20 protein-coding genes are annotated in these 19437 nt (G+C 58.9%); 14 read left to right on the plus strand and 6 right to left on the minus strand.

Annotated elements, in window-relative coordinates; all coding sequences use genetic code 11:
• The first annotated feature begins 4 nt into the window (after nucleotides 1-4).
• A complete protein-coding gene (locus tag AC2FFH_RS12700; protein ID WP_496844530.1) occupies nucleotides 5-3403 on the plus strand; it encodes an efflux RND transporter permease subunit in 3399 nt (1132 codons plus the stop codon).
• Here the strand turns inward: AC2FFH_RS12700 and AC2FFH_RS12705 are convergent.
• Nucleotides 3400-3819, minus strand: coding sequence for an NUDIX hydrolase (locus AC2FFH_RS12705; RefSeq protein WP_496767623.1), 420 nt, complete (start codon nucleotides 3817-3819; stop codon nucleotides 3400-3402). The genes AC2FFH_RS12700 and AC2FFH_RS12705 overlap by 4 nt on opposite strands.
• Nucleotides 3820-3832: 13 nt before the next feature.
• Nucleotides 3833-4639, minus strand: a complete 807-nt coding sequence (locus AC2FFH_RS12710; protein ID WP_496767621.1) for a protein-disulfide reductase DsbD domain-containing protein — start codon at nucleotides 4637-4639, stop codon at nucleotides 3833-3835.
• A gap of 145 nt (nucleotides 4640-4784) precedes the next feature.
• Here AC2FFH_RS12710 and AC2FFH_RS12715 point away from each other — a divergent pair, with 145 nt between their 5' ends.
• Nucleotides 4785-5339, plus strand: a complete 555-nt coding sequence (locus tag AC2FFH_RS12715) for a YqgE/AlgH family protein (protein ID WP_109312945.1) — start codon at nucleotides 4785-4787, stop codon at nucleotides 5337-5339.
• Here AC2FFH_RS12715 and AC2FFH_RS12720 read toward each other — a convergent pair whose 3' ends face one another.
• Nucleotides 5340-6290, minus strand: coding sequence for an L-threonylcarbamoyladenylate synthase (locus AC2FFH_RS12720; RefSeq protein ID WP_496767619.1), 951 nt, complete (start codon nucleotides 6288-6290; stop codon nucleotides 5340-5342).
• Between the two features lie 137 nt (nucleotides 6291-6427).
• Between AC2FFH_RS12720 and AC2FFH_RS12725 the strand changes: the two genes are divergently transcribed.
• From AC2FFH_RS12725 to AC2FFH_RS12755, 7 genes are all read left to right on the plus strand, one after another.
• Nucleotides 6428-8131 (plus strand): acyl-CoA dehydrogenase family protein, encoded by a 1704-nt coding sequence (locus tag AC2FFH_RS12725; RefSeq protein ID WP_496767617.1) that lies wholly within the window; start codon nucleotides 6428-6430, stop codon nucleotides 8129-8131.
• On the plus strand, nucleotides 8131-9177 hold the full coding sequence (locus AC2FFH_RS12730; RefSeq protein ID WP_496844531.1) for an MBL fold metallo-hydrolase: 1047 nt from the start codon (nucleotides 8131-8133) through the stop codon (nucleotides 9175-9177). The genes AC2FFH_RS12725 and AC2FFH_RS12730 overlap by 1 nt, the downstream gene beginning before the upstream one ends.
• Nucleotides 9178-9181: 4 nt before the next feature.
• The gene (locus AC2FFH_RS12735; RefSeq protein WP_058273581.1) at nucleotides 9182-9634 is read left to right on the plus strand and encodes a DUF6173 family protein; all 453 of its coding nucleotides are present in this window, start codon (nucleotides 9182-9184) and stop codon (nucleotides 9632-9634) included.
• A 64-nt stretch (nucleotides 9635-9698) separates the two neighbouring features.
• Nucleotides 9699-11537, plus strand: coding sequence for a glycerophosphodiester phosphodiesterase (locus tag AC2FFH_RS12740; RefSeq protein WP_496844532.1), 1839 nt, complete (start codon nucleotides 9699-9701; stop codon nucleotides 11535-11537).
• Nucleotides 11524-12084: a hypothetical protein gene (locus tag AC2FFH_RS12745; protein ID WP_496767609.1), complete on the plus strand. Its 561-nt coding sequence runs from the start codon at nucleotides 11524-11526 to the stop codon at nucleotides 12082-12084. The genes AC2FFH_RS12740 and AC2FFH_RS12745 overlap by 14 nt, the downstream gene beginning before the upstream one ends.
• Before the next feature lie 68 nt (nucleotides 12085-12152).
• On the plus strand, nucleotides 12153-12287 hold the full coding sequence (locus AC2FFH_RS12750; RefSeq protein ID WP_058273578.1) for an aa3-type cytochrome c oxidase subunit IV: 135 nt from the start codon (nucleotides 12153-12155) through the stop codon (nucleotides 12285-12287).
• 18 nt (nucleotides 12288-12305) lie between these two features.
• Nucleotides 12306-12938: a hypothetical protein gene (locus tag AC2FFH_RS12755; RefSeq protein ID WP_472722817.1), complete on the plus strand. Its 633-nt coding sequence runs from the start codon at nucleotides 12306-12308 to the stop codon at nucleotides 12936-12938.
• Here the strand turns inward: AC2FFH_RS12755 and AC2FFH_RS12760 are convergent.
• Both AC2FFH_RS12760 and AC2FFH_RS12765 read right to left on the minus strand, forming a co-directional pair.
• Nucleotides 12927-13259: an AzlD domain-containing protein gene (locus AC2FFH_RS12760; RefSeq protein WP_058273577.1), complete on the minus strand. Its 333-nt coding sequence runs from the start codon at nucleotides 13257-13259 to the stop codon at nucleotides 12927-12929. The two genes, AC2FFH_RS12755 and AC2FFH_RS12760, sit on opposite strands and share 12 nt — an antisense overlap.
• The gene (locus AC2FFH_RS12765) at nucleotides 13256-13972 is read right to left on the minus strand and encodes an AzlC family ABC transporter permease (RefSeq protein ID WP_496767607.1); all 717 of its coding nucleotides are present in this window, start codon (nucleotides 13970-13972) and stop codon (nucleotides 13256-13258) included. The genes AC2FFH_RS12760 and AC2FFH_RS12765 overlap by 4 nt, the downstream gene beginning before the upstream one ends.
• Between AC2FFH_RS12765 and AC2FFH_RS12770 the strand changes: the two genes are divergently transcribed.
• The 5 genes from AC2FFH_RS12770 (at nucleotide 13971) to AC2FFH_RS12790 (ending at nucleotide 18431) form a co-directional block, all read left to right on the plus strand.
• On the plus strand, nucleotides 13971-14912 hold the full coding sequence (locus AC2FFH_RS12770) for a formate dehydrogenase accessory sulfurtransferase FdhD (protein ID WP_496767605.1): 942 nt from the start codon (nucleotides 13971-13973) through the stop codon (nucleotides 14910-14912). The two genes, AC2FFH_RS12765 and AC2FFH_RS12770, sit on opposite strands and share 2 nt — an antisense overlap.
• A 111-nt stretch (nucleotides 14913-15023) precedes the next feature.
• Entirely contained in the window at nucleotides 15024-15977 is a 954-nt protein-coding gene (locus AC2FFH_RS12775; RefSeq protein WP_496844533.1) for an AEC family transporter, read from the plus strand.
• Nucleotides 15978-16036: 59 nt separating this feature from the next.
• Entirely contained in the window at nucleotides 16037-16681 is a 645-nt protein-coding gene (gene mobA, locus AC2FFH_RS12780) for a molybdenum cofactor guanylyltransferase MobA (protein WP_496725796.1), read from the plus strand.
• Entirely contained in the window at nucleotides 16678-17169 is a 492-nt protein-coding gene (mobB, locus tag AC2FFH_RS12785) for a molybdopterin-guanine dinucleotide biosynthesis protein B (protein ID WP_496844534.1), read from the plus strand. Before mobA ends, mobB begins: the two co-directional genes overlap by 4 nt.
• Nucleotides 17166-18431, plus strand: a complete 1266-nt coding sequence (locus AC2FFH_RS12790) for a molybdopterin-binding protein (RefSeq protein WP_496767599.1) — start codon at nucleotides 17166-17168, stop codon at nucleotides 18429-18431. Before mobB ends, AC2FFH_RS12790 begins: the two co-directional genes overlap by 4 nt.
• Here AC2FFH_RS12790 and AC2FFH_RS12795 read toward each other — a convergent pair whose 3' ends face one another.
• A complete protein-coding gene (locus tag AC2FFH_RS12795; protein WP_058273571.1) occupies nucleotides 18432-19424 on the minus strand; it encodes a hypothetical protein in 993 nt (330 codons plus the stop codon).
• Nucleotides 19425-19437: the final 13 nt, after the last annotated feature.

The following is a 19437-nucleotide window of genomic DNA, read 5'->3' on the forward strand; positions in this document are numbered from 1 at the left end:
CGCCATGATGCGCGAGATCCCCAGCGCGGCAGGCGGCATCCTCAGTTACTTCACGCGTCACAAAACGGTGGCAAACCTGCTGCTGCTGGTGATGCTGGTACTGGGTGCGGCGGCAATCCCGAATATGCGGGCGCAGTTCTTTCCCGATGTGGTTCTGGAACGTGTCGACGTGAGTGTGGACTGGGATGGGGCGGGTCCCGAAGATGTGGACAACGGGATCATTCAGGTGCTTGAACCCGCCTTGCTGGCGGTCGAGGGTGTCGCCAGCACCGAGTCCACGTCACGCGAGGGGCGCGCCAACATTCGGCTGGAGTTCGAGCCGAACTGGGACATGTCCCGCGCTGTCGAGGAGGTCCGGACTGCCGTCGACAGTGTCACCAGCCTGCCCGACGATGCCGAAGAACCGACAATCCGGCGGGGTGCCTGGCGGGACCGGGTTACCGATGTGGTTGTGACAGGCCCTGTCGATCCGGACCAACTGGCCAAGTTCACGGACGAGTTGATAAACCGTCTTTTCGCAGTCGGAGTGACGCGTACCACAATCCGGGGACTTTCCGCGCCACGTATCGTGGTCGAGATACCGACCGCACAACTGATAGCCAACGACATCACACTGTCCGAGGTCGCATCGGCCGTCGCGGCTGAGGTCAACGCAAACCCCGCAGGCGATGTTACCGGGGCGAATGCCCGCATCCGCACGGGTACGGAAAAGCGCACACCCGAAGAAATCGAAGGCATCGCCCTGCGCAATTTTGCGGATGGATCCAAGTTGCTGGTCGGCGATGTGGCGCAGATCCGTGTGGAGGGGGTCAATCGCAATCGCAGCTACTTCGTGGGCGAAAATCCGGCGATGTCCGTGCGCGTAGATCGCTCGAATCTAGGTGACGCGATCGAAATCCAGCACACAGTCGAAGACGTTGTGAAGGAAATGCAGGCCAGCGTTCCCGAAGGGGTGACGATCGAATTGATCCGAACCCGCGCCCAGGCGATCACCGATCGTCTGGATATTCTGGTCGACAATGGCCTTGTCGGATTGGGCCTTGTTGTCTGTCTGCTATTTCTGTTCCTGAATGCGCGGATCGCCTTTTGGGTCGCAGCAGGTATTCCGGTTGCCATGTCTGCTGCGATTGCCTTCATGTACATCGGCGGGCTGTCCATCAACATGGTGTCCCTGTTCGGCCTGATCATCACGCTGGGCATTGTTGTGGATGACGCCATCGTCGTGGGCGAGCATGCTGATTTCCGCGCGCGCCGGTTGGGTGAGGCACCGATGGTGGCCGCTGAACGGGCGGCACGGCGTATGGCGATGCCGGTCTTTGCGGCGACGCTGACGACGGTGATTGCCTTTTTTGGTCTGACCCTGGTTGGCGGCCGGTTTGGCGAGTTGATCCGCGACATCCCCTTTACTGTTATCGCGGTATTGATTGCCTCACTGATCGAATGCTTCCTCATTTTGCCAAACCACATGGCGCATGCCATCGCGCATTCCACCAAAGAACACTGGTATGATCTGCCCAACCGCGTGGTCAATCGTGGGTTCCGCTGGGTGCGGGACCATTTGTTCCGCCCATTGATCGCCTGGGTCGTCTGGGCGCGCTATGTGGTGGTCGCATTGATGGTGGTGGTCCTGGCCAGTCAGATTGCCCTCTTCATTCGCGGCGACGTGAACTGGCGGTTCTTTAACGCACCCGAGCGTGGCTCGGTCACGGGCAACTTCATAATGGTCGAAGGCGCCACCCGCGCCGAGACTGTGGCCATGATGCACGAGTTGCAGCGCGCTACCGAAGAGTTGGGCCAAATCTATGAAGACCGCCATGGTCGCAACCCGATCGACTATGTTCTGGCCGAGGTTGGCGGATCCGCAGGTTGGGGGCTGGCTGCTGCCGATGGTAAAGATGCTGATTTGCTGGGTGGTATTTCTATCGAGCTGATTGATGCGGATCTGCGCCCCTATTCCAGCTTTGAGTTTGTGGGTGAGTTGCAGGATTTTGTTCCTCGCCACCCGAAGGTCGAACTGCTCAGCTTCCGGGGATGGCGCTCGGGTCCCGGTGGTGATGCCATTGATGTCCAGTTCTATGGCGCGGATGTGAACACGCTCAAATCTGCTTCCGAGGATTTGCAGAACGAGCTGTCAAAATATCCCGAGGTTTCGGCGCTGGAAGACAACCTTGCCTATGACAAGGAAGAGTACATTCTGGACCTGACGGCACAGGGTCAGGCGCTGGGGTTCCGGATTGAAACGCTGGGTCGTGTGTTACGGGATCGTCTGAACGGGATCGAGGCGGCGACCTTCCCGGATGGCCCGCGCAGTGCCGAGATCAGGGTAGAGTTGCCTGAGGGAGAGCTGACCGCCGATTTCTTGGAGCGCACTCTGATGCGTACACCCGATGGAGTGTATGTGCCGTTGGCCGATATCGTTTCGGTCGAGCGAAAGTCCGGATTCTCGACCGTCCGGCGCGAAAATGGCCTGCGTGTAATCTCGGTAAACGGTGACATATCGGAAGACGATCCGACGCGCGCGGCAGAGATTGCACGTGCCATGGGCGAGGAAATCCTGCCTAAAATTGCCTCGGAACGACAGGTCGAATGGCGCATGGCCGGTTTGAGCGAACAGGAAGATGAGTTCCTGTCCGAGGCCCGTACTGGTCTGATCCTGTGTCTGACAGGGATCTATCTTGTACTGGCCTGGGTCTTTGCCAGCTGGACGCGGCCACTGGTGGTGATGGCGATTATTCCCTTTGGATTGGTCGGCGCGATATGGGGACACTATCTGTGGGACGTCCCGCTGAGCATGTTCACGGTTGTCGGCCTGTTGGGGATGACGGGGATCATCATCAACGACTCGATTGTTTTGGTGACGACCATCGACGATTACCAGAAAGAGCGCGGGCTTGTGCCTTCGATTGTCGAGGGCACCGCAGACCGGTTGCGGCCTGTGATGCTGACGACGCTGACCACAGTTCTGGGTCTGACCCCGCTACTGTATGAAGGGTCGCAACAGGCGCAGTTTCTGAAACCCACCGTCATTACTTTGGTCTATGGGCTGGGCTTTGGAATGTTGCTGGTCCTGCTGCTGGTCCCGGCGTTGCTTGCGATTCTGAACGATCTGTCCCGCCCAATGACAGCGATGCGCCGGGCGGCACGCGCCCCGGACCGAGTGGTGCAGGCGGCTTTGGCATGTACGGGTCTTACCGTGCTTTTGTGGTTTGCGCTCACGATGGTTTGGCCCGTGTTTTACGGCGCACCTATCGGGGTCTTGTCCGGGCTTTATGCACCCGACGACGGCATGGCCATTCTTCGCATGGGACTGGGTGCCTTCGTTGCGGGTGCTGCGCTGATTTTGTGCGTCAGCGTGATCATCTCAAGCCTGCTTTATGTCCGGCTAAGAAGACCTGCGACTTAAGCCCGCCGCAGCGCAGTTTCCAGTAAGTCGATGACGCGGTTACTCATCTCCAGTTCACCGCGGCGGATCTGATCCACCGGAAACCAGCGGGCGTCCAGCGCATCGTCACCCGCCAAGGGCCTGCCGGATCGATACTGACAGGCAACCCCCACCAGCAGGTAGTGGGTCAGGACTTCGCCACTGTCGTCGAGGCGCAGTAAATCGAGATTGTCCAGATAGTGCTGTGGTTCAGCGATGACTGAGGTCTCCTCGCGCAGCTCTCTTTGTGCGGCCTCAAGAACGGTTTCGCCCCATTCGACATGGCCACCGGGAAAGCCCCACAGGCCAGCATCGGGTTGCTTGCTGCGCTGCACCAGGAGCACATGGTCCTGATGCAGAACAACCGCCAAGGCGCCGATTTTCGGGGTTTGTGTCATGAAATCACCGGGCTCAGCCTGCGCTGCATCCCCGAATGTCGACCGCGTGATTTGCACCCAACACGGTGATCCGAATTTCCGACCGATCCAGCGCAAATGGCCCGCCTGTTGCGTTGATCACCTCAGAGGTTGCGATCAGAGTATTCCCGGTCCGCGTCGTCTCGGTCTGCGATGCCCACAACGCAGGGTTCCCCGGCTCAATCACCGCAACCTCGCGCCCGCCGGCAGAAGGCATTGTCACCCGTGCCTCGATCTGCATCCCGTCGGCTGTTGGCGACAGGTGACAGCTTGCCTGGGCCACGTTGGCTTCTCGTTCAGAAAAGGGTCTCTGGGCAAGCGCTGCGGCGATGGTCGGGTTGCGCCCGGCTTCTGCGTCCAGAGTATGGTCGAATTCCAGTTGTTCGGGGATACAGACATCCTTGCAGACGCCGAGATCCATTGTTCCTTGCAGCCGTACGGGCCGCGCCGGGTTTTTCGGCGTGATCTCGACCGGCAGAACCAGTTGGTTTTCATAGCCAATCGATTGCAGCCCGTTCTGGTCAAAGACATCCGGTGCGGGCCACGTAATCGACACTTCGCCAACATTGTCCGAGCGGTTCCAGTTGAACTCCGGCGGGATCCCGGCATCCCCCGGCGCACGCCAATAGGTTTTCCAACCGTCTTTCAGCGTCACGCGCACGGCGCTCAAATATGTACCCTTCGCTGTGCGTCCGCCGTCCAGAATGTCCAACTCAGCAACAGGGCCTTTTACCTGCGCTGTCGCAGGTAAGGCCACGCCGATGGTAAGGGCGATCGCCGGAAATATCTTTTTAACGCTCATGGTTCATAAATGCGCGGTTGCGGCGCAGATTCCAAGTCACGTTCCGGTCACTGGGATGAAATCTGCGGAAATGTGCTCTGATCCCTTGCCATTCCGGGTGACCAAAGGTCATTGTTGAAACAGACCTGCTAAGAGATGTCGGCCCATGGATCTTACCGGAAAACTGTTGATTGCGATGCCCGGCATGGGCGATCCGCGTTTTGACCATTCAGTGGTGTATCTGTGCAGCCATGGTGAAGATGGTGCTATGGGGTTGATTATCAACAAACCTTCGGACTTGCGGCTGAAAACTCTGTTGAGTCAGCTCAACATCCCTTGCCGGATTCCGGTCGTGGGTGAACGTTTGGTCCATTTCGGCGGCCCGGTTGAGATGTCGCGTGGTTTTGTCCTGCATAGCTCGGATTACGAGGCGAACTTGCATTCCATGCACATCACGGATGAGTTCAGCATGACCGCAACGCTGGATATCCTCGAGGATCTTGCCTCGGGGCGCGGGCCTTTGAACTCCACTTTGGTGCTAGGCTATTCAGGCTGGGGGCCCGGTCAGCTTGAGGATGAGATTGCGATGAACGGCTGGCTCACGACCGAGGCGTCGTCCAAGCTGGTCTTCGATGTAGCCGACGATGAAAAATGGGGAGGTGCGCTTGCGACTTTGGGCGTTGACCCCTTGATCCTGTCAGCCGAGTCCGGGCGCGCCTGATCAGCCGTTACGCGGGGCCGCAGCGCGGCGCAGACGGTCGTTAATGGCCGCACCCAAACCATGTATCGGAATGGGCGTCACAGCAATTGGTCTGCCGGTGTCGTTCAGGCTGTGCAGCGCGGCGAACAGGTTGGCAGCGGCCTCGGCAAGATCACCTTTCGCTGACAGGTTCAGATCGCAGTCTACCGCGCCAAACCCCAGCAGAACTTCGTCGCCTTGGGCGGTGCCGGCGTTCAGACGGACGGGCGCATCCGGCGCATAATGCGATTGCAACTGACCGGGCGCGTTCAGCGCATCACCCGGTTGGTGGTGGTGCAACTGAGTCTTCAGAACCACCTCGATCTGTTCCAGCGCAACACCGCCGGGGCGCAAAAGGGCAGGCTCGCCCGCTAGACCCACAATGGTGCTTTCCAACCCGACCCCGCATGGGCCGTCATCCAGCACCGCGGCAATGCGCCCATTCAACCCGGACAGGACGTGCGCGGCGGTTGTTGGGCTGATTTGTCCGGATGGGTTGGCAGAAGGCGCGGCGACCGGGCCGTCAAACTCGGACAGCAACGCGCGCGCCGTAGGATGGGCTGGAACCCGCACCGCGAGCGTGTCTAGCCCGGCAGTTACCAGCGAGGATATCCCGTGATCCGGCCGCAGCGGCAACACCAAAGTCAGCGGCCCGGGCCAGAACGCGGCCGCCAAAGCCTCGGCATTATCGGACCATGTCACGAAACGCCGTGCAGCTTCGGCCGAAGCTACATGCGCAATCAGCGGGTTAAAACTGGGTCGTCCCTTGGCGGCATAGATGCTTGCCACTGCTTCTCCGTTACGGGCATCGCCGCCCAGGCCGTAGACCGTCTCGGTCGGGAAAGCCACCAGAAGACCCTGGCGCAGCAAGTCTGCCGCCTGCGCGATTCCGGCAGGATCGGCGTTTAATGTCAGAGTGCCGTTGGGGATCATTGGTGGTGACGCCGCGTTTTGATTGCGTATAGCATTTAGACCGATACCTAATCGGTGGAACCCAGATGCATAAAGGTGGGCGGTGGAAATTCCAAGCCCGTCAGCGTAAACGCAATCAGACAGCCCAGAGGGAAGACATGCCATATCGCGCCCCAATCTCTGATTATGAATTCTTGTTCCGCCACGCGGTCAATTTTGACAAGATCGCTGCTACCGAGAAATTCTCGGAAGCCAGCGACGATGTGGTCAGTGCCATTCTGACCGAAGCCGGAAAACTGTGCGAAGAGGTGATGGCCCCTCTGCAACGCCCCGGTGATCTTGAGCCCGCGCGCTTGGAAAACGGCGTGCTGCGTACCTCGACCGGGTATGCTGATTGCTGGAAAGCCATAGCCGAAGGCGGCTGGGTCGGAATGAGTGGTGATCCGGATTATGGCGGCATGGGTCTGCCGATGACGTTGACCACCGCCGTGAATGAAATGATGTCTGCCGCCTGCCTTTCGCTGCAACTTGCGCCGCTGATGACACAGGGCCAGATCGAAGCTCTGGAACATCACGCCAGCGATGAGCTCAAGGCGCTCTATCTGCCTAAGATGATGGCGGGTGAATGGTCGGGGACGATGAACCTGACCGAGCCGCAGGCTGGGTCAGATGTGGGGGCGTTGACATCAAAAGCGATCTCGAATGGTGACGGCACATATGCCATCACGGGGCAGAAGATCTTTATCTCATGGGGTGACAACGATTTTGCTAAGAATGTCTGCCATTTGGTACTTGCGCGCCTGCCCGATGGCGTTCCCGGAACCAAGGGTATTTCGCTGTTCCTGGTGCCCAAACTGCTGCCAGATGAGAACGGCAATCCCGGTGTGGCCAATGACCTGAAGGTCGTATCGGTCGAGCACAAGATGGGCCTGCACGGCTCACCAACCTGCGTGATGCAGTTTGACGGTGCCAAAGGCTGGCTTGTAGGCAAGGAACATGGCGGCATGGCCGCGATGTTCACCATGATGAACAACGCGCGTCTGGGCGTCGGTGGTCAGGGTGTGGGTGCAGCCGAAGGTGCCTATCAGCACGCGCTGGCCTATGCGTTGGAGCGGAAACAGGGCAAAACCCCCTCGGGCACCATTATCGACCACGCGGATGTGCGTCGGATGTTGATGAGCATGCGTGCTGACACTTTCGCTGCGCGTGCGATTATGCTGGCCAACGCCGCAGCCATCGATATGGCCAACGCAACGGGCGACGCCGATTGGATGTCACGTGCCGCTCTTTTGACGCCGATTGGCAAGGTTTTTGGCACCGAGACGGGAATGCGCGTATCTGAGACCGGTGTTCAGGTCCATGGCGGTATGGGCTTCATCGAGGAATCCGGTGCGGCTCAGTATTATCGCGACGTCCGCGTGACCGCGATCTACGAGGGCACCAACGGTATTCAGGCGATGGATTTGGTGGCGCGCAAGATGATGGATGGCGGAGAGGCGGCCGCGCGCCTGCTGGATGAGATCGAAGATCATGCAGAACAGGCCCGGGCGACCATGCCCGAACTGGCTGGCCCCGTCTGGGAAGCCACCGAAAGCCTGCGCGAAACGACCGAGTGGATGGTCGCGCAGTCCGATATGAACAACAGATTTGCCGGTGCGGTGCCGTACCTGCACGCCTTCGCCCGTGTACTGGGTGCGCATTACCACCTGAAATCTGCTTTGGCTGAACCAAATGGCCCACGCTTAAAACTGGCCCGGTATTATATCAATGCACTGTTGCCTGAATACGCTGGGCTGTTGGTACAGGCTCAGACCGGCGCAGACGATGTGTTCGGTCTAAGTGCTGAAGAGCTTGTAGTCTGATGGACGGTGATACCCCTTTGGCGATCAGATATCCCTGGTCTGAGCCTCCGGCCGAAGGCGAGGCGACCGAGATCGCCGAAGGTGTCCTGTGGATGCGTTTGCCGCTGCCCATGGCGCTGGATCACGTTAACATTTATGCGCTGGACGATGGTGACGGCTGGACAGTGATCGACACAGGAATGTCGTCGAAAAAAACACGACGCATCTGGGAAAAGCTTATGGCAGGCCCGTTGGCGGGCAAGCCCATCAAGCGGGTGGTCGTGACCCACCATCACCCCGATCACGTGGGCAATGCGGGTTGGTTTCAATCTGAGCATGGTGTGGAACTGGTGGCGTCGCGCACCGCCTGGCTGTTTTCGCGGATGCTGCAGCTGGACGTTCAGGAAAGCTGGCCGCAGGAAACGCAGGACTACTACCGCAGTGCAGGAATGGCACCCGACATTCTGGCCAAGCGGATGGCCGAGCGCCCCTTCAACTATTGCGACACTGTCTATCCGATGCCGTTGGGGTTCACCCGGATCAAGCAAGGTAGCGTGATCCGCATGGGTGGGCGCGACTGGGATGTCCACATGGGCAACGGCCATGCCCCCGAACACGCCACGTTCTGGAGCCGAAACGACAATCTGGTGATCACCGGCGATCAGATCCTCAGTTCGATCAGTCCCAATCTGGGTGTCTATGTCACCGAACCTTTGGCGGATCCGGTTGCGGAATGGCTTGAGGCCTGCGAACGGCTTCAGGGGCTGGCGCGACCCGATCATCTGGCGCTGGGCGGGCACAAGCTGCCATTCACCGGGCTGCCCATCCGGATGAGGCAACTGATCGACAACCACCACAGTGCATTGGATCGTTTGGAAAAGTATTTGGACCTGCCCAAGACCGCTGCCGAATGTTTCATGCCCTTGTTCAAACGGCAGATCAGCGGTGGCGAGTATGGGCTTGCGCTGGTCGAAGCGGTTGCACATCTGAACCATCTTTACCACATTGGAGCTGTCACCCGGACGCGCCGCGCGGACGGGGCGTGGGAGTTTCAGCGCAAAGGGTAAAGCCATGCAGGATCAGATCGAAACCTCGGCCGAGGCCGCCGAAGCCGCAGCTTTGCCGCGCTGCTACGAAGTGCATTCCGACCCCGAAGCAAAGTCAGGCGCAAAAGACCTGCCCGGCCCGTTGCAAAAGCCGGTCGAAACGAAAAGCCCCGCGCAGTGGGCTTATGAGCGGCTGATTCTCTATATCCAGAATTTCGAAAAGACGCTGACCGGCGACCAAGAGGTCGCGATGGGATTCACCGGCGGCGACGCAGGCGTCATGCGGATCGAGGGGATGGGGTATTTCGATCCCGATATCATCACCTTTTACGGGTCCGATGCGACCGGCGCGCGCACTCAGCTTGTACAACATGTCAGCCAGTTGAACGTGATGCTGCGGGCCCTGCCCAAATCGGTTGAGGATAAACCAGCCAACCGGATCGGGTTCCGTCTGGCGGCGGATCTGGAAGAAAGCTGATCACCTGACTTGCAATTCACGTCTGCGCAGCCTTGAATGAGTCCACCATTCAAGGGGGCCTCACGTGACCACTTTCTCTGCCGTTACAAGTGCCTACAAAGGATCGTGGGCCTGCCGCCGTGTATTTGTGCCTATCTATCTTGTTGTGCGCCTGCTGTTGGTTGCGCTGATTGCGCCCGGCGTGGCGATCACGGTGAATCTTGCCGTATCGCTATCCAACCAGACGGCGCTGACTGATCAGGCGATCGCTGCATTCATCCTCTCACCTGCCGGGTTTATTGCGGCCGTTGTGGTTCTCAGCCTGTTTCTACTGGCCGAGGTGTTTGTCTTCTCGGTCATGGCCGGGTCGCTGCGGATGGCAGAGCCGGACCCATGGCGCGCTGGCAGTTCTTCGATCAGGCTGATCCTGTCGCGGCTTCCATCCCTGTTCGGGTTTGCCGTGCGCTTTGTTGTGCGGGTTTTGCTGTTGGTTCTGCCCTTTGCGATCGTTTCTGCCGTGATCGCGTGGTGGACGCTGACTGAATATGACATCAACTATTATCTGACATTCCACCCGCCCTCATTCTGGGTGGCTGTGGTGTTGATCGGGGCGGTTGCGCTGGCTATGGCCTGGGTGCTTATCCGACGCCTGTCAGCCTGGGCTTTGTCGTTGCATTTGGTTTTGTTCGAGGGCGTTCACCCCGGACATGCGTTTGGCATCAGCGCCAGTCGGATGGAAGGTAAGCGCGGACGCCTCAAGATAGAGCTGGCCATCTGGCTGGCTGTGCGCCTTATCATCGCCGCCGTGATCGCCTGGTTGGCCGGGCTTTTGTTCGCGCTGGTGCCGCTGCAAGGCGCAGCCAACCTGAGATTGGCCCTGATTTACAGCCTCGCCGTCGCCGGTATCTGGTCACTGGCCGGACTGGTATTGGCAGCCACGGCTCTGGGCGCACTGGCAGTGCTGCTCGATGGGTTCTTTGATATCCAGACATCAGAACCAACCCCTCCAAAGCCGCGCAACCTGCGCAGAACAATGGTCACGGCTGTTGGGGCCGCCATCGTTGCCGTTCTTGTTGGGATATGGTTCGGGCAGAACCTTCTGGAAAGGGTGCAGGCACCGGACCGTGCAGAGGTTATCGGTCATCGCGGCGCTGCCGCGCTGAAGCCTGAAAACACGATGGCCTCGGTTCTCAAGGCGATTGAGGATGGGGCCGACTGGGTTGAGATCGACGTGCAGGAAACAGCGGATGATGTAGTCATCGTCGCCCATGACAGTGATTTCATGAAACTGGCCGGTGTTAACCTAAAGGTGTGGGATGCCACGATGGAGGATATCGATCAGATCGACATCGGCAGCTGGTTTGGCCCTGAATACGCAGATGAGCGGACGCCGACGCTGCGTGACGTGCTGGAGGCCGCGAAGGGCAAGGCCAAGGTCATTATCGAACTGAAATACTACGGCCACGACGTAGACCTTGAGAATCGGGTTGTCGCTCTGGTCGAAGAGATGGGCATGCAGGACGACATTGCGACGATGTCCCTGAAGTACCCGGCAGTGCAAAAGATGAAGAAGATTCGCCCCGACTGGCGCGCCGGAGTTCTGGCCGCGACTGCTGTGGGTAATCTCTCAGGTCTCGAAGGTGATTTTGTTGCGGTGAACGCCGCGATGGCGACGCCGGGTTTGGTCAATTCGGTCCATGCGGCGGGTAAGGACATCTATGTCTGGACAGTGAATGATCCGCTGCAAATGTCGGCGATGGCGTCGATGGGGGTGGATGGGCTGATCACGGACCGACCAGCGATGGCGAATGAAGTTCTGCGTGTGCGCGCCGAAATGGGGCCGGCAGAGCGGTTGTTGCTATGGCTGGCGACGACCTTTGGCATGTCCTTTGATACTGAGGCGATGCGCGATGAAAGCCCTTAAACTGGCAGCAATCCTTTTGTTGAGTGCCGCGCCAGCCTCCGCGCAAGACGTCATGCGCAGCTTTGAGTTGCCCGCGCATCGCTCCCTGATGGCAGAGCGCAGCAACGCAGAGTTGACTCCGTTTGAAACGGATGGCTGTTCGGGTGGTCTTTCGGCCAGCTGGCGTTTTGTGGCGGATACATTTCCCAGCTTTCGGGGACTGTATGAGGCGCACCCACCGTGGGAATACTGCTGTGTGACCCATGATCGCGCCTATCATCATGCGGGCGGCGCTTTGCGGGCCGAAGACAGCTATGACGCGCGCTTGTCCGCGGACGACACCTTGCGTGCTTGCGTCAAACAGCATGGAACAGACCATGCCGAGGAATATGCCGAGCGCTATGACATGACGGCCGAACAAATCCGTACTGCTCATTCTGTCACGGCCGAGGCGATGTACGCGGCGGTCCGATTTGGCGGCGGCCCCTGTTCGGGCCTGCCCTGGCGTTGGGGTTTTGGGTATCCGGGGTGCTCGGTGTTCCCACCTTTGGCCCCTGCGCGCGAATGACGTGGTGACAGGCCCCGGATTTTCCATTATCCAACATTTCAAACACGCGAATTAGGATTCTGAGACTCATGGCTGAACACAAGCACGGCGAAATGGATATCACTGTTCAAACCAAAACCTTTGATGGGTTCGTCAAAGCCACCACATGGTGTGTGGTTGCCATCGCCCTCCTTTGCCTGTTCCTGGCGGTCTTCGCCGCATAATCCAATACGGGGTTGACCTTGATCCGGATTTTGATTGCCTGCCTGCTGGCAGCAACTGTTGCTGGCTGCACGGGATCGCAGCGCCCGCAAGCCGACCGGGCCGAGGTCGTTGCCCGATCCTATCGTGATCCGGGGCCTTCGACCCTGACGCTGTATACGATGATCAGCACGCGCACCGGGTCTGGTGCCCATACTTCGTTGATGATCAGCGGCAGCGAGCGGGTGATCTTTGATCCTGCGGGGTCTTTCCGCGCAGATGTGGTTCCGATCAAGGACGACGTACTGTACGGTATCACCCCGAATGTCGAGCGCGCCTATCGCAGCTCGCACGCGCGCGAGACACATTATGCGCGTATCCAGACGATTCAAGTCAGCCCGCAACAGGCTGAGATCGCATTGCAGCTGGCCAAGCAATCCGGTCCGGTCGCAGGTGCCTATTGTGCGAATTCCACCGCGTCGCTGCTGAAGCAGGTTCCGGGGTTCGAACAGATCGACGTGACCTTTTTTCCGGTCAAGCTGTCGGATCAATTCGGTCAGCTTCCGGGTGTTGTGACAACGGAGTATCGTGAGAACGACGATGCCGACCTGCAAAAAGGTCTGGCCGCCAACAATGCGGCACTGAACCAACTGGAAACGGTCTCAACCCAATAAGTACAGCAACCCGTACAGTGTTGCGGCGCCGCTGAAGATTGCTGCCAGCACATTCTTTGTGATCACTCCAACGCTTAGCGCAACCGCGGCGGCCGCCATCCGTGGAATGTCGGGCTGCCCTTCAGTTGCGGTTGGCCAAACAACCAGCGGTGCAATCAGGGCTGGCAGGATGGCGACAGCGGTATAGCGCAAGTGGCGCAACAGCCAGGGAGGCATCGGACGATCCCCGACGAGGCCGATAAAGACAAACCGCAAACTATAACTGCCAATGGCAAGTCCAATGATGATGGACCAGATCGTGACCGGATCAACAGGGGTCATTGTGTGGCCTTTTTGCGTTCGGCGAACAATTCGGCCTGAGCGCCGGCCATCATGCCGGCACATCCGGCAATCAGCAGGCCCAGATTGTATGGGATGCCAGCGGTCATCAAAGAAACGACAATGGCCACCAGCGCAGCCACCACATGGGGCAGGGTGCGCATCATCGGCCCGATCATTGCCAGAAATGTAATCGGCAAGGCAAAGTCCAGCGCCCAGCTTTCGGGAATGCGCGTGCCAAGAACCGCGCCCAGATAGGTCGCAAATATCCATAGCGGCGTGATGGGGGTGACCGAGCCCACGAAATAAGCCATGCGCTGGGGCACCGTCATCCTGGGTTCTTTTTCAAACTGCACGATTGAACAGGCGTAAGATTGATCGACGGTCAGGTAGGCTGCACATGCCCGCTGCCACATCGGCGCAGCCCCCAGATAGGGCGTCAGTGACGCTGAATACATCGCCATCCGCAGGTTCACCGCCAGGGCAGAAACAAGAATAATGGCCGTCGGCGTCTGATCCTGCAGCAATTGCAGCGCGGCAAACTGCGCGGCACCCGCAAAGACAGTGGACGTGAACGCCATGGTTTGCACGATATTCAACCCGGCCTCGGTCGCGAAGACGCCGAACAGGGTGCCAAACGGGATCGCCACAAAAATGAACGGGGTCCCGTCGCGAAAACCCTTCCAGAAGTATGACTTGGATGTGGTGTCTGCCATGGCTAAATCCTATGGTGATCCCCGCAGCAGTAGCGGTCTTGGGAAAGGGTTGCAATTGGCCACGGAACAGAACCAGTCAGACTACATCATCGCCCCAGATCCCGGTGCGCCCCGCCTGACTCGCGCCGTTGAAGGCGTGGACCAGAATGGTGAAGTCAGCCAGATCTCGGTGGTCGAGGAACGCCCGCTGACGATTTTCCTGAATTCGCAAGAGATCGTGACGGCGATGACGATCGGTGACTACCCCGAGTATCTGGCGCTGGGGTTCCTGCGCAATCAGGGGATGCTGCTGGTCGATGACGACATCACGCGCGTCGATTACGATGAAGATCTGGAAACCGTGGTGGTACGCACCGCGCGCGAGACCTCGTATGAGGACAAATTGAAGAAAAAGACCCGCACCAGCGGCTGTGCGGTCGGCACGGTGTTCGGTGACATGATGGAAGGATTGGAGAACGTGCGCCTGCCGCAGGTCTCGGTCCGCACGTCGTGGCTCTATGATCTGGCGGCCAAGATCAACCGTACCCCGTCGCTGTATCTTGAGGCTGGGGCGATCCACGGTACAGTGCTGTGTCACGAGAACCGCCCGTTGGTTTATATGGAAGACGTGGGCCGCCACAACGCTGTCGACAAGATCGCCGGCTGGATGCTGTCCGAAGGTGAGGGGGCTGAAGACAAAATCCTCTACACCACCGGACGTCTGACCTCGGAAATGGTGATCAAGACCGCGATGATGGGCATCCCGGTTCTGGCGTCGCGATCGGGCTTCACCGCATGGGGCGTAGAGATTGCCCGCGAAGTCGGACTGACACTGATCGGTCGGATGCGTGGGCAGCGCTTTGTATGTCTTTCAGGTGAGGACCGACTGATGCGTGATGTGGATCCGGCGACTGTGGCGGTCGAAGATAAGAAACACAAAAGGAAAAGTTCCCAGTCCTGAAATCCGTTGGGTAACCAGTCGTTCTGAGAAAACTCTGCAAGTTCCAGAAGATGTACACTAAGGTGGAGCAACTCAGAGTGGAATTTTGGATGGTTGCCACGTAGGGAAGCTATGGAATTAATCAGTTTAATTGCACCGGTCTTCGCGGTGATCTTGACGGGGTACGTGTTTTCTTGGACGAATCTTCTGGGTGAAGACACGTCAGAAGCTCTGGTGCAGTTTGCCGTTTACGTCCTGATCCCCGCCATCATGTTTTACCTGATTGGTCAGGAGGAGTTTGAGAACCTTCTAAACTACGGTTTCTACGTGTCGTATGGCGGTACGATACTGGCTCTTTTTGCCGTCCTGTTCATCGGTTTGAAGGCGCTGACGAGTTTTCAGGTCGGATCAGCAACCGTTTTGGCCTTTGCTGGCGTTGCCTCGAACACAGCGTTGGTTGCGCTGCCCATCCTCCATGCGATTTTTGGATCAAAGGGGGCGCTGCCGGCCGTATTGGCAAATCTGGTGGTCGCCATTCTGCTGTTGATCATGACCACCATTCTAGAGACCTCGGCCGGTCACAAGGCAAGCGCCAAGACACCCATTTACAAGATCCTTCTGAATGTTTTGAAAAACCCGATAATCGCGGCAACGTTGTTGGGCGTTCTTTACTCTTTCACAGGTATTGGGTTTTCCGACGCCGTTTCGGATTATTTAGAGCTTATGAGCCAGGCGCTTGCAGCTGTTGCGCTGTTTGCGATCGGGTTTACCACAAGTGTTCGCACGATTGTTCAGACTGGACCGATGATCCTGTTCTTGACGGTAGTAAAACTTCTCGTTGTTCCGGGGGTCGTGCTGCTTGCGGGGCATTTGATCGGGCTGGATCCGCTTTGGATCATTGCGGCGACGGTCTCTGCAGCAGCGCCCACGGCAAAGAGCATCTTTTTGCTGGCCAAACATTATGATCAGGAGCCGCAGCTCGCCGCTCACGTCGTGTCGGCGACCTCGTTCCTGGCGGTCGGGACTTTGATCCTGTGGCTGTTTGTCCTGCATCATCTGCATCCTACCGCGTTCCAATTGAATTGAGTTCGCTCTACAAAGTTGCGATCTATTGATCACTTGGACGCAAGCAACAAGGTGCAGCAATGAACACCCCTTTGGGCGTAATCCTCGCAGGCGGCCTCGCCACCCGTATGGGCGGCGGCGACAAGGGTCTGTTGCAGATCGGGGGCCAAAGCCTGCTGTCTCATGTCATTGACCGGTTTGGCCCGCAGGTCGACGGTCTGGCGCTGAACGCCAATGGCGACCCCGAGCGGTTCGCCGATCTGAACCTGCCGGTTCTGCCCGATACGATTGAAGGTTTCGCCGGGCCTCTGGCGGGTGTGCTGGCGGGGCTCGATTGGGCAGCTGAACAAGGGGCCGACAGCATAGTCACAGCCGCTGCTGATACGCCGTTTTTTCCACGCGATCTTGTGGCGCGGCTGACCGACGCTGCCCAAGGGCAAACACATCCTCTGGTGCTGGCCACCACGCCGCGCACCGGGGATGAAGCGCTAAAGTCCGGCGGCGGCAAGCGGGTCAACAGGCATCCGACATTTGGGCTCTGGCCTGTCGCCCTGCGCGATGATCTGCGGGATGCCTTGAATGACGGGTTGCGCAAGGTTGTGCTGTGGACCGACAAACATGACGGGCGTGAGGCCCTGTTCCCGGCGGACCCATTCGATCCTTTCTTCAACGTCAACACGCCCGACGATCTGGCGCGGGCGCAAAAGCTGCTGGAGCAGGCATGAGGGTCTTCGGCGTCACCGGCTGGAAAAACGCGGGCAAAACCGGCCTAATGGAGCGATTAGTGGCCGAGATTACCGGGCGCGGCTTCACGGTTTCGACAGTCAAACACGCGCATCACGCCGTCGATGTCGACCAGCCCGGAACCGACAGTTTCCGCCATCGAGAAGCCGGTGCGTCCGAGGTGCTATTGGCATCCGGCAAGCGTATTGCCGTGATGCAAGAACTGCGCGGGGCACCTGAGCCGCCTTTGGCTGATCTTCTGGCTCGGCTGCTTCCGGTCGATCTCGTACTGATCGAAGGTTTCAAACGAGAAAGCCACCCCAAGGTCGAAGCGTTTCGTGCCGAGGCCGGCAATGCGTTGATGGCCCCGGAAAACAGTACGATCCGCGCTGTCGCCAGCGATACGCCCCTGCAGGTACAGGTTCCGGTGTTTTATCTGGACAACACCGCCGCAGTCGCGGATTTCATCTTGAAAGAGGTCGGATTATGACGCCGCCAAACATCACGCCTCCGCCCCTGCGAAATGATTGTTTTGCCTTGCCTGCCGGGGTCAACTGGACACCAGTGGACGACGCGCTGGCCTTGTTGCGATCTCGGTTGACGGTGGTGACTTTGGTCGAAACGGCTTTGATCGGGCAGGCTGTGGGGCGGATACTGGCAGAAGACGTTTTTGCGAAACGTTCAAACCCACCGCAGCCAAACACGGCCGTGGATGGTTATGGGTTTTCCGGGGCCGCCCCCGTGGGTCCCCAAGTGATGCCGCTGCAGGATGGGCGCGCTGCGGCTGGTATTCCGTTTGATGGCGCGGTGCCACACGGCAAGGCACTGCGCGTGTTGACCGGCGCAGCGCTGCCTACCGGTGTGGATACGGTCATACTGGAAGAAGACGTGACCGTTCAGGATGGTCACATCGCCTTTCACGGCCCGCTGAAACAGGGCGCCAATGCCCGCAAAGCTGGCGAAGACGTGGCCGAGGGCGATTTGGTTCTGCCTACCGGGCGCAGATTGACCCCTGCTGACATGGCCCTTTTGTCGGCCACCGGGATATCCGAGGTCGCGGTACGCAAGACGCTGCGCGTTGCGGTTCTCTCGACCGGGGATGAGCTGGTCGAGCCTGGAAACTCTGCCGGACCCGGCCAAATATTTGACGCCAACCGTCCGATGCTGTTGTCGATGATCGCGCGACTGGGCTATGAGCCGGTGGATATGGGGCGCGTGTCCGACGACCGGGAAGATCTGCGTGACAGGCTGGACAAGGCGTCAGAACAGGCCGACGTCATTCTGACCAGCGGCGGCGCGTCCGCCGGGGATGAAGATCATGTCTCAGCCCTATTGCGAGAGGCCGGTGCGATGCAGGAGTGGCGCATTGCGCTAAAGCCCGGCCGCCCATTGGCGCTGGGTATGTGGAACGAAACGCCCGTATTTGGCCTGCCGGGTAATCCCGTCGCAGCCAAAGTCTGTACGTTGATCTTTGCCCGACCTGCACTGGGTCTGATGGCGGGCGAGGGCTGGTCCGAACCGCAGGCGTTCAATTTGCCTGCTGGTTTCGAAAAACGAAAAAAACCGGGGCGGCGCGAATACTTGCGCGCCCGTGTCCGAGACGGTCAGGTCGAGGTTTTTGCATCGGAAGGATCGGGTCGTATCAGCGGCCTTAGCTGGGCCGAAGGGCTGGTCGAGATTCAGGATGGCGCATGTCACATCAGGCCGGGTGATCTGGTGCGGTTCATTCCTTATGGCAGCTTTGGGTTGTGATCAGTCAAATGTACCCGCGACGCGCCCAAGCAGCATGAAAGCGCGGGCGGTTCGTGTGTCGCCCAATGCAGTCAGGTCCGCGTCGCTGGCAACCGGTTCAAATTCAACGATCATGTGATCAAAACGGCGTAGGAAATGATGCACGGCGTCCCGGAATATCGGGTCCTGCTTCATCCGCGCTGCCGTCAGTGCCAGCGAAGACCGGTCCCTGATCCCGCCCAACGCGGCAACCGCGCGGCCGCGCGCGCCCTGTGCGAACTGTCGCCAGATTTCGGGACGCGCCATATCCGGGCGCAGATCGTCCATATAGATGCCTTCCTGGCTCAGCAGTGTAAGCACGTCCTGCGAAGCCTGCACCAGTTGGGCGGTCTTGCGATCCCGTAGCGCCAGCCTGAGGGCATCGAACCCTTCGGCGTCATCCTGTGTTTCAGGAAAGTTCAGCGCCCGAATGAAGGTATCGGTCGTCAATGGCGGCGCGATATCTTCGGCCGGAGTGCCCAATTCCAAAGATGTCTGGTCGCCTGTGGCAACTGATGCTTCGCCGCGAACCGGCTCGGTCCGTTTCGACGAAAACGTCGCCAGCGCGGTTTCTGCTTTTTTGGCGGTCTCGGCGATTTCGTCCAGCTTTTTGCTGACACCGGGTTCTTGCAAACTGGCGGCGCGCTGTTGCTGAATTACGTAAGCCTGACGGATTGCATCTATTGCGGTCTGCAGCCGGGCGCTTTCCTCGCGCATGACGCGGCTGGCGCGCATAGCCATAGCGGCGACCCAAATCATCGCCACCGGCATGAAAACAGCCAGCAGAGTCACGACGAATCCGCCGCCATCGACCTTGTCGGGAAGCACCAGAAACACAATCGACACGATCAGCCAAACCACGCTAAGCGCGACGGCAACGATCTCGATCTCGGTTACCGAAGGATGCGAAGGCTTGTCATATATCCCCAAAGGGGTTGGCCGTTCGGGATCTTGTTCGGGATTGGGCTCTGACATGGTCAAGGCTCCG

It is taken from the genome of Ruegeria sp. YTSC003, assembly GCF_059609785.1.